The sequence below is a fragment of the Longimicrobiaceae bacterium genome, assembly GCA_035936415.1.
Taxonomy (GTDB): Bacteria; Gemmatimonadota; Gemmatimonadetes; order Longimicrobiales; family Longimicrobiaceae; genus JAFAYN01.
On record DASYWD010000369.1, the window covers coordinates 1 to 13,708 of the forward strand.

At 73.0% G+C, this 13,708-nt stretch carries 16 protein-coding genes; 8 read left to right on the forward strand and 8 right to left on the reverse strand.

Going from position 1 to position 13,708, the window contains the following annotated elements; translation table 11 throughout:
* The 5 genes from VGR37_14900 to VGR37_14920 form a co-directional block, all read left to right on the forward strand.
* The coding region (locus VGR37_14900; protein ID HEV2148690.1) for a hypothetical protein at positions 1-209 on the forward strand (209 nt) is incomplete at its 5' end.
* A gap of 155 nt (positions 210-364) precedes the next feature.
* The gene (locus tag VGR37_14905; protein ID HEV2148691.1) at positions 365-562 is read left to right on the forward strand and encodes a hypothetical protein; all 198 of its coding nucleotides are present in this window, start codon (positions 365-367) and stop codon (positions 560-562) included.
* Between the two features lie 317 nt (positions 563-879).
* Positions 880-1,992, forward strand: coding sequence for a copper oxidase (locus tag VGR37_14910; GenBank protein ID HEV2148692.1), 1,113 nt, complete (start codon positions 880-882; stop codon positions 1,990-1,992).
* A gap of 481 nt (positions 1,993-2,473) precedes the next feature.
* Positions 2,474-3,109, forward strand: a complete 636-nt coding sequence (locus VGR37_14915; protein ID HEV2148693.1) for an HNH endonuclease — start codon at positions 2,474-2,476, stop codon at positions 3,107-3,109.
* A 167-nt stretch (positions 3,110-3,276) separates the two neighbouring features.
* A complete protein-coding gene (locus VGR37_14920) occupies positions 3,277-4,212 on the forward strand; it encodes a ribose-phosphate pyrophosphokinase (GenBank protein HEV2148694.1) in 936 nt (311 codons plus the stop codon).
* A 25-nt stretch (positions 4,213-4,237) separates the two neighbouring features.
* On the opposite strand, the gene VGR37_14925 is transcribed toward VGR37_14920, so the two are convergent.
* From VGR37_14925 to VGR37_14960, 8 genes are all read right to left on the reverse strand, one after another.
* A complete protein-coding gene (locus VGR37_14925) occupies positions 4,238-5,503 on the reverse strand; it encodes a cysteine desulfurase-like protein (GenBank protein ID HEV2148695.1) in 1,266 nt (421 codons plus the stop codon).
* An 89-nt stretch (positions 5,504-5,592) separates the two neighbouring features.
* Positions 5,593-6,453 (reverse strand): RNA polymerase sigma factor RpoD/SigA, encoded by an 861-nt coding sequence (locus VGR37_14930; protein HEV2148696.1) that lies wholly within the window; start codon positions 6,451-6,453, stop codon positions 5,593-5,595.
* A gap of 240 nt (positions 6,454-6,693) precedes the next feature.
* The gene (gene fabF, locus VGR37_14935; protein HEV2148697.1) at positions 6,694-7,968 is read right to left on the reverse strand and encodes a beta-ketoacyl-ACP synthase II; all 1,275 of its coding nucleotides are present in this window, start codon (positions 7,966-7,968) and stop codon (positions 6,694-6,696) included.
* A gap of 134 nt (positions 7,969-8,102) precedes the next feature.
* Positions 8,103-8,603 carry an SRPBCC family protein gene (locus tag VGR37_14940; protein HEV2148698.1) on the reverse strand — a complete coding sequence of 167 codons (501 nt, stop codon included), beginning with the start codon at positions 8,601-8,603 and terminating at the stop codon, positions 8,103-8,105.
* Between the two features lie 19 nt (positions 8,604-8,622).
* Positions 8,623-9,696, reverse strand: coding sequence for a M42 family metallopeptidase (locus VGR37_14945; protein ID HEV2148699.1), 1,074 nt, complete (start codon positions 9,694-9,696; stop codon positions 8,623-8,625).
* A gap of 50 nt (positions 9,697-9,746) precedes the next feature.
* The gene (locus tag VGR37_14950) at positions 9,747-9,959 is read right to left on the reverse strand and encodes a hypothetical protein (protein HEV2148700.1); all 213 of its coding nucleotides are present in this window, start codon (positions 9,957-9,959) and stop codon (positions 9,747-9,749) included.
* 5 nt (positions 9,960-9,964) lie between these two features.
* Positions 9,965-10,864: an SDR family oxidoreductase gene (locus VGR37_14955; protein ID HEV2148701.1), complete on the reverse strand. Its 900-nt coding sequence runs from the start codon at positions 10,862-10,864 to the stop codon at positions 9,965-9,967.
* Complete coding sequence (locus VGR37_14960) at positions 10,861-11,376, reverse strand: CoA pyrophosphatase (protein ID HEV2148702.1); 516 nt, start codon at positions 11,374-11,376, stop codon at positions 10,861-10,863. The genes VGR37_14955 and VGR37_14960 overlap by 4 nt, the downstream gene beginning before the upstream one ends.
* A 248-nt stretch (positions 11,377-11,624) precedes the next feature.
* Between VGR37_14960 and ilvA the strand changes: the two genes are divergently transcribed.
* From ilvA to VGR37_14975, 3 genes are all read left to right on the forward strand, one after another.
* Complete coding sequence (ilvA, locus tag VGR37_14965) at positions 11,625-12,833, forward strand: threonine ammonia-lyase (protein HEV2148703.1); 1,209 nt, start codon at positions 11,625-11,627, stop codon at positions 12,831-12,833.
* A gap of 1 nt (position 12,834) precedes the next feature.
* On the forward strand, positions 12,835-13,149 hold the full coding sequence (locus tag VGR37_14970; GenBank protein HEV2148704.1) for an HNH endonuclease signature motif containing protein: 315 nt from the start codon (positions 12,835-12,837) through the stop codon (positions 13,147-13,149).
* Between the two features lie 81 nt (positions 13,150-13,230).
* A partial coding sequence (locus VGR37_14975) for a hypothetical protein (GenBank protein ID HEV2148705.1) occupies positions 13,231-13,708 on the forward strand: 478 nt, incomplete at its 3' end.

The following is a 13,708-nucleotide window of genomic DNA, read 5'->3' on the forward strand; positions in this document are numbered from 1 at the left end:
TCCGCGCCCCCACGCTCCTGGTCGTCGGCGGCGACGACGTCCCGGTGATCGGGATGAACCGCGACGCCATGGCCCGCATGGCCGCCCCGGTGCGGCTGGAGATCGTTCCCGGGGCCACCCACCTCTTCGAGGAGCCCGGGACGCTCGAGGAGGTCGCGCGGCTCGCCCGCGACTGGTTCCTGCGCCACCTCGCCGCCGAGCAGCCGTAGCAGTCCGCGCGCCAGAAATCGTTGCTGGAAATGGGGATCGGCGGCGGCGGAGCCGGCCCGCCGGTACCGACCTTGCAGGGTCTCGCGGGCCCTGCCTCCCGGGCCGCCCGGCTCGACGGGGCACCGCGCGAACCGGAAACGGGAGGAGGTGGACCATGGCGGACATCAACGTACAGCGTCGCGGGCCGGGGATCTGGCCCTGGATCCTGGGGCTGATCCTCCTGGCGCTGGTCGTGTGGGTCCTGGCCGAGGTGCTCGGCGACGACGACCCGGTGATCGCGGAGCGCGTCGAACCGGTCGGGATGGAGCGCCCCGCGCCTCCCGCGGAGGGGGTCCGGCTCGTCTCCACCTGACGGGCTTTCCCTTCCACGCCGCCGCGGGCGGCGCGCACCAGCCTGCTACGGCGCCCCGGCCGGGATCTCCCGGGAGGGGCGCCGTTTCGCACTTCGCACCTCGCACTCCTCTCCGCTGCGCGGGGCGATCTCCCCCGTCGGTCGTCCCGCCGTAGGGGAATCTCCCGCCGCAGGTTCCTCCTCCGCCCCACCCGCTCTTCAGCCCCGGCCCGACAGAACGTACCCGACGCGGACGGTAGCTTTGTCCCATCGCTGCCGGGCAGGAAAGCGTGTTCGACCGTTTCCCGGCGGCCGGCCCCGACCCAGCATACACGACGATGACCGAGACCGAGAAGCAGGAACCGCAGATCCCCAGTCGGTCCTCCCGCCGGGACTTCCTGCGCGTCTCCGCGCTGGGGCTCGCCGTGCCCGCCCTGGCCGCCTGCAGCACGGGCGCCGCGGAGCAGTCGCCTCCCGAGGCGAAGAAGGCCGCCGGAGGCGCCACCGCGCACGCGGCCAGCGACCACAGCGGCGGGACCACCGCCACCCACCCCAGGACCCCCGCCGAGGTCCGTGCCGCGGCCGAAGAGATGGACCGCATGCACGAGGAGGGGATCAAGCCATTCCCCGCCAGGACGGCGAAGATGGGGAACCAGCTCCTGAAGCCGCGCCTCGAGAACGGCGTGAAGGTCTACGAGCTGACCGCCCGGAAGATGCAGTGGGAGACCAAGCCCGGCCACATGGTGGAGGGGTGGGCCTACAACGAGCAGGTTCCCGGCCCGCAGATCCGCGTCCGGGAGGGCGACCGCGTGCGGGTGGTCCTGAAGAACGAGCTGGAGCAGTCCACCGCCGTGCACTTCCACGGGCTGGAGCTCCCCAACGACCAGGACGGCGTGCCCTTCATCACCCAGCCGCCGGTCAAGCCGGGCGAGACGTACACCTACGAGTTCACCGTCCCCGACGGGAACGCCGGCTCGCACATGTACCACTCGCACCACAACGCGGCGGAGCAGGTGGGGAAGGGGCTGCTGGGCGCCTTCGTCGTGGAGCCGAAGCACCCGCGTCCCATCGAGACGGTGGACGTGGACTACGTGATGATCCTCAACGACGGGTTCCACGGCTACACGCTGAACGGCAAGGACTTCCCCGCCACCGAGCCGATCGTGGCCAAGCTGGGCCAGAAGGTGCGCATCCGCTTCATGAACGAGGGGATGATGATCCACCCCATGCACCTGCACGGGATGCACATGACGGTGATCGACAAGGACGGCTGGCCGCAGCCGGCCCCCTGGAAGTGCGACACCCTCAACATCGCGCCCGGCGAGCGGTGGGACGTGATCGTCAACTGCAACAACCCGGGGGTGTGGGCGTTCCACTGCCACATCCTCACGCACGCCGAGTCGACGCACGGGATGTTCGGGATGGTGACCGCGCTGATCGTCGAGAAGTAAGCTCCGCGAGGTCATCGGCGGGGGAGCTCCTGGCGCCGGCAGGTGTCCGGGGCTCCTTCTGCAGCCCCATTTGACCGAGATCGCGGGCAACACTATCTTTCGGGAGGCGCACCGGAGGACCGGTGCCGCCGTCCGGTTCACCGTGCGAGGAAGCGGCCATGGTCCCGGCGAGCCCGTACCACAGTACCAGCCCGGCCAGCGGGCCCTGCTCCGGGAGGAGCGGGGCCGGGGCGAGCGTCGCGTCCGGTGAACGGAAGATGAGGAGCCCACGTGCCTTCGGCGGCGCGTGGGCTCCTCTGCGTTCCGGACCGGAGCGGTGCGGGCATGCGTCCGGCTCGCACGAGTTTTGAAACGGAGAAACATCGGTAAACCATTGAGGCCGAAAGCCTAGCAGGCCCACAGCCACCGGGGGGCGTTCGAGTATGACGGAGTCGTTCGTCGGTTCGAAGGCGGCCGGGCCGGTCCGCGGGGGGAGGGCGCGATGAAGAAGATCCGCACCCTTCTCCTCAACGCCAACTTCCAGCCGCGCGCGGTGATACCCGTGGAGCGCGCGTTCTCGCTGTTCTTCGAGGACGACGCCGTGGGCGGCGGGGCGGGGAAGGTGGACGTGGTCCTCAACGCGCTGGAGGTCTCGACCGGTGAGATCCCGGACGCCATGCGGGTGTGGCGGAGCGTCCGCGAGGAGTTCCCGGTTCCGCTGGTGGTGGCGCTGCGCAGGATGCACAGCCCGCTCTTCGACCTGCACAACATCCCCACGGGGACGCCGAACCTGCAGGCGCTCATCAAGCGCGACAACGGGCGCTGCCTGTACTGCCTGCGCACGGGCGAGGAGCTGGAGTCCTGGAACTTCTTCACCATGGACCACATCGTCCCCCGGTGGAAGTTCAGGCACCAGCGGGAGGCGCACCGCTACGAGAACCTGGCCCTCTCCTGCCTGGAGTGCAACAACCGCAAGGGCGGCCGGACGCCCGAAGAGGCGGGGATGACGCTGCACGGAATCCCCCTGGAGCCCTCCCGCTGGGACCTGGTCGCCCCGGACCTGCTGGAGTGCCAGCGGATCTTCGTCCGCTGGTGCCGCGACGGCGGCCCCATCCCGGAGGGGCTGAAGGTGGCCTGACGGACGAGTGCGAGGTGCGAGGTGCGAGGTGCGAGGTGCGAGGTGCGAACCTGCGCCCCACCGGGATCTCCCGGTCGGGGCGCCGTTCTACTTTCGCACTCACGCACTCCCTTCCCGGCACGCTCCCTGCGCCGCCCGCCCGCCCACCCCCGGCCGGAGGAGATCCCGTGAGCGCAGGCTTCGCCGTCTTCGGCGGCACCGCGAACCCCCGGCTGGCGGAGGCCGTCGCCCGGGAGATGAGGGTGCCGCTCGGCGCCTGCGAGACGGAGCGCTTTCCCGACGGCGAGCTGACGGTGCGGCTGGAGGAGTCCGTCCGGGCGAAGGAGGTGTTCGTGGTGCAGCCCACCTCTCCTCCGGTCAACGAGCACCTGGTGGAGCTCCTGGCGTTCGCGGACGCGGCGCGGCGCTCGGCGGCGGGGCGGATCACCGCGGTGGTGCCGTACTTCGGCTACGCGCGGGCCGACCGGCGCAACCAGCGCCGCGAGCCCATCACCGCCAGCCTGGTCGCCCAGCTCGTGCAGGTGGCCGGGATCGCGCACGTCGTCACGGTGGACCCGCACACACCGCAGATCGAGGGGTTCTTCTCCATTCCGGTAGACTCGCTCTCCGCCGTCTGCGCCCTCGCGGCGGAGCTGCGCGGTCGGCTCCCGCCGGACACCGTCGTCGTTTCGCCGGACACCGGGCGGGTGAAGCTGGCGACGGAGTACGCGCGCGAGCTGGACGCCCAGCTCGCCGTGCTGCACAAGCGGCGGCAGAGCGGCTCGGACACCGAGGTGACGCAGCTCGCCGGGGAGGTGGAAGGACGCCCCTGCCTGCTCGTGGACGACATGGTCTCCACCGGGGGGACGCTGGTGGGGAGCGTGCGCGCGCTGCGGGACGCCGGGGCCACGGAGTTCCGCGTCGCCGCCACCCACGGGCTCTTCCTGGACGGCGCCCTCGCGCGCCTGGCCGCCGAGGGCGTCGCGGAGGTGCTGGTCACCGACACCGTCCCGACCCCTCCCGCCACGGAGGCGCCGCCGGTCCGGGTCGCCTCCGTCGCGCCGGCCCTCGCCGACGTCATCCGGAAGCTGCTGTACGGCACCCGCGGCCCCGGAGGGCGCTGAGAGGCGGCGGACCGCGCACCCGCCGCTACACCGCCGCGGCCTCCGGCGACGGCGCCTCCGCCGCGATCCGGCCCACCCCCTCCACCAGCCGCCGTACGTCCTCGTCCGTGCAGTACGGGGCCACCCCGGCGCGGACCAGCCCGCCCTGCTGCACGATCCCCAGCCCCTCGGTCACGCCCGTGGCGTAGAAGTTCCCGCTCCATACGCAGACGCCTTCGTCGCCCAGCCGCCGGGCCACCTCGTCGGCGTGGACCCCCCGCACGGTGAAGCCGGCAGTGGGGGTGCGCGGCTCCCCGCGCGGCGGCCCGAAGACCCGCACGCCGGGGATCGCCTCCAGCCCGTCCAGGAGCCGGTCGAACAGGGCGTCCTCGTGCTCGCCGATCCGCTCCATCGCGGCGCGGAGCGCCTCCCGGCGCGTGGCCGCCGGCTCAGGGGCCAGCGAGGCGATCCAGTCCACCGCCGCCGCCACCCCGGCCATCCCCTCGTGGTTCATCGTCCCCGTCTCCCAGCGCTCCGGGAGGGTGTCGGCGCAGGGCGGCACCTTGTACGGGACGAGCGCCTCCATGTGCTCCGGCTTCCCCCAGAGGAGCCCCACGTGCGGGCCGAAGAACTTGTAGGCCGAGCAGGCCAGGAAGTCGCACCCCAGCGCCCGCACGTCCACCAGGCGGTGCGGGGCGTAGTGCACCGCGTCCACGTAGACGAGCGCGCCCACCCGCCGGGCCATCTCCGCCACCCGCGCGACGTCCGTGACGGTCCCCACGGCGTTGGAGGCGGCGCCCACTGCGACCAGCCGGGTGCGGGGCCCGAGCATCGCCTCCAGGGCGTCCAGGTCCAACTGCATCGTCGCCGGGTCGAAGGGGACGCTGCGCACCGTCGCCCCCCGGTCCTCGGCGGTGCGGCGCCAGGGCGCCACGTTGGCCTGGTGGTCCAGGTCGGTGACCACCACCTCGTCCCCCGGCTCCCAGGCGCGGCCGAGCGACCGCGCGAAGGCGAAGGTGAGGGTGGTCATGTTCGCGCCGAACGCCACCTCCGCGGGCGAGCCGGCCCCCAGGAAGTCCACGGCGGCGTCGCGCGCGGCGGCGATGACCGCGTCCGCGTCGCGGCTGGTGGGGAAGGCGCCGTGCACGTTGGCGCTCCGGAAGAGGAGCGTTTCCGCCACGGCGTCGGCCACGGGCTGCGGGACCTGGCTCCCGCCGGGGCCGTCGAAGAAGGCGAGCGTGCGGCTGTCCCAGCGGCGCTCGAAGACGGGGAAGTGCGAGCGTACGGAGGCCGCGAACGAGTCGATGGACATGGACCGGGTGAAGAGGGGTGCCAAAGAGCGCGGGGTGGGGGGGCATTGCCCCTCCACCCCGCGGGTGAGTCATCGCTCGGGCCGGAGGGTCAGGAAACGGCCCAGAACCCTTCCAGCGCGGCGCCGTCCGGGCTCTCGCGGAGCTTTTCGAAGGCGCGGTTGCGGATCTGGCGGATCCGCTCGCGCGTCACACCCAGGAGGGAGCCGATCTCCTCCAGCGTGCGCTCCTCGCCCTCGTCCAGCCCGTAGTAGAGGTAGAGGATCTTCCGCTCGCGCTCCGTGAGGTACTTCTCGAACATCCGCTCCAGGAACTCGCGCCTCGCCTGCGCCTCCACCTCCTCCTCGATCTCGTCGGTCTCGGCGCCGGCGAAGCGCTCGCCGAAGGAGGCCGAGTCGCGGTCGCCCCGGTCGAGCGGCGCGTCCAGCGAAAGCTCGCTGGCCGCCACCCGGCGCAGCGCGCGGACGGTGTCGACCGGCTCGCCCATCTCGTCGGCGATCTCCTCGTCGGTGGGGGAGCGGCCGAGGGTCTGGGTGAGCGCCGTGTCCACCCGGGAAAGGCGGACCAGGTTGGAGTTCTGGTTGAGGGGGATGCGGACCGAGCGGGTCTGCTCCGCGAGCGCCTGCAGGACGGTCTGGCGGATCCACCACACCGCGTACGAGATGAACTTCACCCCCTTCTCGGGGTCGAACTTCTTCACGGCCTTGAGGAGCCCCTCGTTGCCGATGCAGACCAGCTCCGCCAGCCCGAGGCCGCGGCCCTGGTACTTCTTCACGTAGGAGATCACGAAGCGCAGGTTGGCGGTCACCAGGCGCTCCGCTGCCTCCTTGTCTCCGGACCGGGCCCTCCGGGCGAGGGCCCGCTCTTCCGCCGGGTCTTCGATGAGCGGGTACTTCTCCACGTCGTGGAGGTACTGGTCGAAGGAGTCAAGCGCGCGGGAGCTCAGGAACATGGGTTCGGCTCATCCAGGGAAAAAAGATGAGAGCAGGAGCCTCGTTGGTGTGCGAGGCCCACTGCTCTCAGATCAACCGGTTCCGGCGTCTTGTCCGAGAATGACAAATCATAACCGAGCAATGTAAGCCGCCCCCCCTCGGAAGTCAAACCGTTCGTGCACAGTCCGTCGCCGGTCGTAGACAGCGCTGTTATAGCACCCACGCCGCGCAGATGTTCCCGAACGGGAACGCTCCCGAGCCTACGAGAGGCTCCCGAACGCGAGCGCCGCGTTGATCCCCCCGAACCCGAAGGAGTTGGACAGCACCCGCCGCACCGGGACGCAGGCGCCCTCGCCGACCGCGTAGCTCAGGTCGCACCCCTCGCCCGGGGTCTCCAGGTTCAGCGTCGGCGGGATCCACCCGCGGTGGATGGCGAGCATGGAGATCGCCGCCTCGATCGCGCCGGTGGCTCCCAGGCAGTGCGCGTGGTACCCCTTGGTCCCGCTCACGACCGCCCGGTCCGCGTGCTCCCCCAGCACCTCCCGGATCACCCGGCTCTCGGTGGAGTCGTTGAGCGGGGTGGAGGAGCCGTGCGCGTTTACGTAGTCCACCTCCTCCGGGCGGACGCCGCCGGTCCGCAGGGCCGCCCGCATGGCGCGTGCCGCCTGGGTCCCGTCCGGGCGCGGCGCGGTCATGTGGTGGGCGTCGTTGGAGGTCCCGTAGCCCAGCACCTCGCCGTAGATGCGGGCGCCGCGACGGCGGGCGTGCTCCAGCTCCTCCAGGATCAGCACGGCGGCGCCCTCGCCCATGACGAAGCCGTCGCGGTCCGCGTCGAAAGGGCGGGAAGCGCGCTCCGGGTCGTCGTTGCGGGTGGACATGGCGCGGATGATGGCGAAGGCGCCGTAGCAGAGGGGCGCCAGCGGGGCCTCCACCCCCCCGGCGACCACCACGTCCGCCTCTCCGCTGCGCACCAGCCGCCACGCGTCGCCCACGGCGATGGCGCCGGAGGAGCAGCTCATCCCGTTGGTGGAGTTGGGGCCGGTGAAGCCGAACTCGATGGCGACGTTGCAGGAAGCGGAGCCGTTGAACACCGCCAGCGCGAGCGTGGCGTCCACCCCCCGCACCCCCTTCTCCAGGTACGAGTTGAACTGCCCCTCGCCGTAGGCCACGCCCCCCAGCGCGCTCCCCATCTGCACCCCCGCCCGGTCCGGGTCCACGGAGGCCGGGTCGAGCGCGGCGTCCTCCAGCGCCATCCGCGCCGAGGCCACGGAGAACTGCGCGTACCGCTCCATGCGCCGGGCGCGGCTGCGGTCCATGTAGTCGGTGGGCTCGAAGTCGTCCACCTGTGCGGCGATGTGCGAGCGGAAGGGCGAGGGGTCGAAGCGGGAGATGCGGCGCACCGCCGACTCGCGGCGCTGCAGCCCCTCCCACAGCCCCTCGACCCCGGTGCCGATGGGGGTGAGGCAGCCGATCCCCGTCACGACGACGCGGCGGGGGGTGTACTCGTCGGACGGATCGTGGGCCGTGCCCCTCATGCGCTACCTGCGCCCTTTCTCTCGATGTGTCATAAAGCCGAGGACCCGCCAGCTTGTTTACCGACGAGTCCGGACTACGTTCCAGAACGGCAGGCGACAACAGGGGAATCCCGCCGTCCCATGGCTGCCCGCCGTCACCTATCGGCTGTCCCCTGTTCCCTCGCCGCTCCCTCCGCCGCCCTCTTGATCCCCGCCAGCGTCCGGCTGGCCACGTGGTGGATGAAGACCGGGCCGATCACGGCGCTGCCGATCAGCCTCCGGGCGGGGCCGGGGAGCGGCCACCGGGGGCCCGTGTCCCAGTCGTGGACGATGCGGACGTGCGTGGTGCCGTCGCCGCGGTCTTCGAAGGTCCACTCCACGTCCATCCCGGTGGTGATCCCGTCCACGTGCCGGTAGACCACGGCGGGGCGGGCGGTGTCTACGTGCATCTCCGACACCCACCAGACGGGGTACGGGAGCGGGCCGAAGTCGCGCCGGGCCGCCATCTCCACCCGGCCGGTGGCCCAGCCGTCCTTCCGCTGGAAGCGGACCCAGCGGTAGTGGGGGAGCCACTCCGGCCAGCGCTCCACGTCCGCCCCCGTGCGGAAGCAGGTGTCCACGGGGGCGCGCACGACGGTCTCGTCTACGGTGTACACGGCGGGTCCGGGTCGCGGGTCAGCGGGGGACGAAGTCGGCGTCGCCGTCCAGCGAGCGGACGAAGGCGGCGATCAGGCGCGCGGCCGCGTCCAGGTCGTCCAGCGACACGATCTCGTTGGGACTGTGCATGTACCGGTTGGGGATGGAGATCACCCCCGTCGCCACCCCGGCGCGCGACAGGTAGATGGCGTCGGCGTCGGTGGCGGTGTGCTTGGGGCTGGCCTGGATGGAGTAGGGGATCCCCTCCGCCTCGGCCAGCTCCGCCAGCCGCTCGAACACCAGCGGGTGCGTGGCGGAGCCCCGCGCCAGGATCGGCCCGCCGCCCAGCTTGTGGATCCCCAGCTCCTTCTTCTCCATCCCCGGCGAGTCGGTGGCGAAGGACACGTCCACGACCAGCGCCACCTGCGGGTCCAGCGTGTAGGCGGAGACGCGCGCCCCGCCGCCGCTGAAGCCGATCTCCTCCTGGGTGGTGGCCGCCGCGGTCGCCCGCGCCCCGAAGGTGCCTCCCTCCTTCAGGAGCCGGAGCGCCTCGAGCACCACGAAGGCGCCGATCCGGTTGTCCACCGAGCGGGAGGCGATCAGGCCGCTGCCCAGCTCCACCAGCCTCGCGTCCACCACCGCCGGGTCGCCCACGCGGATCCCGCGCGCGGCGGCCTCCTCGCGGCTCCGCACCCCCACGTCGATCCACAGGTCGGTGATCTTCGCCGCCCGCTCCTTCTCGTCGCCCTTGATCAGGTGGATCGGCTTCTTGCCGACGACCCCCACGACGTCGCCGCTGCGGGTCATGACCCGGATCCGCTGCGCCACGAGCACCTGCGGGTCCCACCCGCCGATCCCGTCGAAGTACAGGAACCCGTCGTCGTCCACGTGGGTCAGCATCAGGCCGATCTCGTCGATGTGCCCGGCCAGCATCACGTGGGGGGTGCCGCCCGGGTTCAGGGTGGCGGCGGAGTTCCCGGCGACGTCGGCCTCGACGCGGTCGGCGATCGCCTCGGCCTCGGCGCGCCAGATCCGCGCCGGGACGGTCTCGAACCCCGAGGGGCCGGGAGCGTCCAGGAGGCGCTTAAGGAACTCGAACGAGCTGTCTCGCATGCGGACTCGGCCTGGTCTGGTGGTCCGGCGCGGGGCGGTGCCCGGAGGGGCTACCGGGCCCCCGCGCCGTGGTCGGGGTCGCGGGACGGCTCGGCGGCCTCGGCGGCGCGCCGGGCGACGTCCGGGGTGTAGGCATGGTACAGGTGCTTCACCAGCACCTCCACCGCGTACACCTCCGGGGGGAGCTCCTCCAGCGCGGCGAGGGCGCGCAGCGCCTCCGCCTGCCGCGGGGTCAGCTCAAGAGTGAACGGGTGCCGCTCCATGGGGCTCAGAGCGCTCCTTCCTCCGCCAGCGCGGCGGGGACGCCCTCCCGCACCGAGGGGTAGCGGGGGACCACGCCCAGCTCGGCGCGCATCTTCCGGTTGGAGCAGCGGCGCGAGCCCACGCGGCGCTCGAAGGCGCTCCCCGACAGCTCCTGCCGGATGTCGTCGCGCGACACCGCGGGGGGGAGCGGAAGCGCCAGGAGCTCCGCGGTCAGCTCGGCGTACTCCGCCCCGGTGACCGGCTCGTCGTCGCAGAGCAGGTAGACTTCACCCGGGCGCCCCCGCTCCCACGCGGCGACCAGCCCGGCGACCAGGTCGTCCACGTGGATCCGCGACACCCAGAGGTCCTCGTCGTCCAGCCGCCGGTAGGCGCCCAGCTCCAGCCGCTCGCGGAGCGTCCGGCCGGGGCCGTAGATCCCCGGCACGCGGCAGATGCGCGCCGGGAGGCCGTGCTCCCGCCACGCTTCCAGGTAGATCCGCTCGGCCTCGGCCCGCGCCTCCCCCACGGCGGAGGAGGGGCTCACCGGGGTGTCCTCGTCGGTCCACTCGCCGTCGCGCCGCCCGTACACGGAGGTGCTGCTCAGGTACACCAGCGCCTCCGGCGGGGAGGCGGCGAAGGCGTGCGCCACGTTCCGGGTCCCCTCCAGGGCGTAGCGGTCCTCGCCCGCGGGCTGCGGCTTCACCAGGTCGAACACCACGTGCGGGCGCCACTCCACCAGCGGCGCCAGCGTTTCCGGGCGGGCGAGCTCCGCGAGCGCGGGGCGGGCCCCGGCGGCGGCGATCTCGTCGGCGCGCGCCGGGTCGCGGGTGGTCCCCACCACCTCGGCGCCCGGGTCGGCGAGCGCGCGGGCGAGCCGCCGGCCCACGTATCCGCACCCCAGGACCAGCACGCGGGTGTCGCTCATCCTTCCCCCTCCTTCTCCAGCAGGGGGATCGCGATCCCCAGGAAGCCGTCCAGGATCCGATGGGTCATCCCCCAGATCACGTACCCTCGCGTGCCGATGGCGGGGAAGCGGAGAAGCTCCCCCGTCATCACCTCCAGCAGGTGCTCGGTGGCGGAGTCCGGGTGGGCCAGCTCGCGGAGCGGGATCCACACGGCGGCCTCGACCTCGTGGTTGGGCGTCGCCATGACGCCGGGCTCCGCGCCGAACACGAACGGCGACACCACGATCCGCGGCGCGCCGCCCAGGGGCGCCAGGTCGTCCAGGGCGCCCAGCGGCGCCCCGGAGGCGGCCAGGTCGATCCCCACCTCCTCCCGGGTCTCCCGCACGGCGGTCGCCAGCGCGTCGGCATCCCCCGGGTCGCGCCTCCCGCCGGGGAGCGCCATGTGGCCGGACCACGGGTCGCCGGCGCGGACCGCCCGCTTGATCAGCAGGAGCTCCAGGTCGGGACCGGCCGGCCGCAACACGAGTGCCACCGATGCGCGCGGAACCTCCGGCGCGGCGCCGGCACGCCGGAGAGGGCGGCGGGCGAGCGTGGCGCGGAGCAGGTGCAGCCGGGGGTCGTGCACTCGGGCGCGGACGGGTTCCGGGGGGCGCCGCCGTCCCCCGGCGAGCCGCGGGGCGGCCCGGACGGGCCGGTATCTTGCCCGCCGGGAACGGGGAGGTTATCACATTCGGCTCGCCGCGGCAATCCGCCGCCCCGCGCCCTCCTCCGCCGCAGCCGATGCCACGTCTCCAGGACATTCGCGAAGCCCGCAGCCGCATCGCCGGCCGCGTCGTCGTCACCCCCTGCACTCCCTCCGAGGCCTTCGGGGAGATGTTCGGCGGGCGCGCCTGGTTCAAGTTCGAGAACCTGCAGCGCACCGGCTCGTTCAAGGAGCGGGGCGCGCTGAACCGGATGCTCGCCATTCCGGAGGAGGAGCGCCGGCTGGGGGTGATCGCCGCGAGCGCGGGGAACCACGCGCAGGGGGTGGCCTTCCACGCGCGCGAGCTGGGGATCCCCGCCACCATCGTGATGCCGGAGCGGACGCCGCTCGTGAAGGTCTCCAGCACGGAGCGCTACGGCGCGCGGGTGGTGCTGCACGGCTCCGTGTACGACGAGGCCATGGCCGAGGCGCAGCGGATCCGCGAGGCGGAGGGGCAGACGCTGATCCACCCGTTCGACGACCCCCTCGTGATCGCCGGGCAGGGCACCATCGGGCTGGAGCTGCTGGAGCAGGTACCGGAGCTGGACGTGGTGGTGGTGCCGGTGGGCGGCGGCGGGCTGATCTCCGGGATCGCCGCGGCGGTCAAGGAGCTGCGGCCGGAGGTGCGGGTCGTGGGAGTGGAATCGTCGGTGCTCCCGGCGGCGCTGCGGGCACGGGAGGCGGGGGAGCCGGTCGTCATCCCCCCGGCAGAGACCATCGCGGACGGGATCGCGGTGCGCCGCATCGGCGACGAGACCTTCCGCCACATCGAGCGCTACGTGGACGAGCTGGTCACCGTGGACGAGGAGGAGATCGCCAGCGGGGTGCTCCTCCTCCTGGAGCGGGAGAAGACCGTGGCGGAAGCGGCGTGCGCCACGACCGTCGCCGCGGTGGTGGGGGGGCGCATCCGGGGGCTGGAGGGGCGCAGCGTCGCGATGGTGATCAGCGGAGGGAACATCGACCTGAACCTCCTCTCCCGCATCATCGAGCGCGGGCTGGTCCGCGACGGCCGGCTCGCCCACCTCCGCGTGCGGGTGGAGGACCGGCCGGGGGCGCTGGCGGCGCTCACCGGGCGGGTGGCCGAGCAGGGGGCGAACGTCCTCAGCCTGGAGCACCGCCGCGGGGTGCCGGGCCTGTGGCTCACCGAGGCGGAGATCGACCTCACGCTGGAGACGCGGGGGCGGGAGCACGTCGTCCAGCTGGTGGGGACGCTCACCGCCGACGGGTACACCGTGGGACGCGGGTGAGATGAGCGGCGGGGCGGGGGAGAGGTCGCTCCGGGAGCGGATCTTCGCGCGGGACGCCTTCCGCTGCGTCTACTGCGCCCGGACCTTCCCGGCGGAGCAGCTCACGCTCGACCACGTGCAGCCCCGCATGCGCGGCGGCGACCACTCCCCCGGGAACCTGGTCACGGCCTGCTCCTCCTGCAACACGCGCAAGGGCTCGGCCCCGGCGTGGGCGTTCCTGGCGGAGCTCCCGGAGGAACGCGCGAACTTCCTCCGCTACGCCGGAGCGGTGTGGCCCCGGCTGCGCCGGGCCGTCGAGGAGGCGGCGCGGGACTGAGCCCGCCCGTCCCCGGCTCCTGGCAGAGGCCTTGCATCCCCCCATCTCCGGAAGCGAGACACGCCAGGACGAGGGGGGAACTTGGCAGGCAGGAGCATCGCCCGGCTGGAGAGGACCCTGGGTACGGCCACCCGGTTCCTGGAAGAGATGCGCGAGGAGATCGACCGGGCCGCGCCGGAGGGCGAGACGGTCCCTCCGCGCCTGCGGTGCGTGCACGAGCGGCCCGGCCACGCCACCCCGGAGTACCGGACGCTGGCGATCCCCGTCCCGGAGGGGCTGGCCGGCTCCTCCCCCGAGATCCTTTCCGGCGCCATCGCCCGCTTCGCGGCCGAGAAGGCGCCCGCCGTCCTCCTGCTCGCCCTCGACCTCACGATCGACACCGGCTCGGGTCCCGGCCCGGTGCTGGTGGCGGAGGCGCGCGACCTGGCCGGGACGCGGCTCTTCTGGATGCAGCCGTACCGGGTCGACGGCGGGACGGTCGCCTGGGACGAGCCGCTGGAGGCGGGGTGGCGCGACCCCGGGGAGGAGGAGATGATCCTGGACGCGGCCTTCCGGGTCC

Bases quoted from the DNA above. Each gene is read 5' to 3' on its own strand.
- VGR37_14925 (HEV2148695.1), bottom strand. From the start codon at position 5,503: ATGTCCATCGACTCGTTCGCGGCCTCCGTACGCTCGCACTTCCCCGTC.
- VGR37_14905 (HEV2148691.1), top strand. From the start codon at position 365: ATGGCGGACATCAACGTACAGCGTCGCGGGCCGGGGATCTGGCCCTGG.
- VGR37_14945 (HEV2148699.1), bottom strand. From the start codon at position 9,696: ATGCGAGACAGCTCGTTCGAGTTCCTTAAGCGCCTCCTGGACGCTCCC.
- VGR37_14910 (HEV2148692.1), top strand. From the start codon at position 880: ATGACCGAGACCGAGAAGCAGGAACCGCAGATCCCCAGTCGGTCCTCC.
- VGR37_14915 (HEV2148693.1), top strand. From the start codon at position 2,474: ATGAAGAAGATCCGCACCCTTCTCCTCAACGCCAACTTCCAGCCGCGC.
- VGR37_14955 (HEV2148701.1), bottom strand. From the start codon at position 10,864: ATGAGCGACACCCGCGTGCTGGTCCTGGGGTGCGGATACGTGGGCCGG.
- VGR37_14970 (HEV2148704.1), top strand. From the start codon at position 12,835: ATGAGCGGCGGGGCGGGGGAGAGGTCGCTCCGGGAGCGGATCTTCGCG.
- VGR37_14950 (HEV2148700.1), bottom strand. From the start codon at position 9,959: ATGGAGCGGCACCCGTTCACTCTTGAGCTGACCCCGCGGCAGGCGGAG.
- fabF (HEV2148697.1), bottom strand. From the start codon at position 7,968: ATGAGGGGCACGGCCCACGATCCGTCCGACGAGTACACCCCCCGCCGC.
- VGR37_14930 (HEV2148696.1), bottom strand. From the start codon at position 6,453: ATGTTCCTGAGCTCCCGCGCGCTTGACTCCTTCGACCAGTACCTCCAC.
- ilvA (HEV2148703.1), top strand. From the start codon at position 11,625: ATGCCACGTCTCCAGGACATTCGCGAAGCCCGCAGCCGCATCGCCGGC.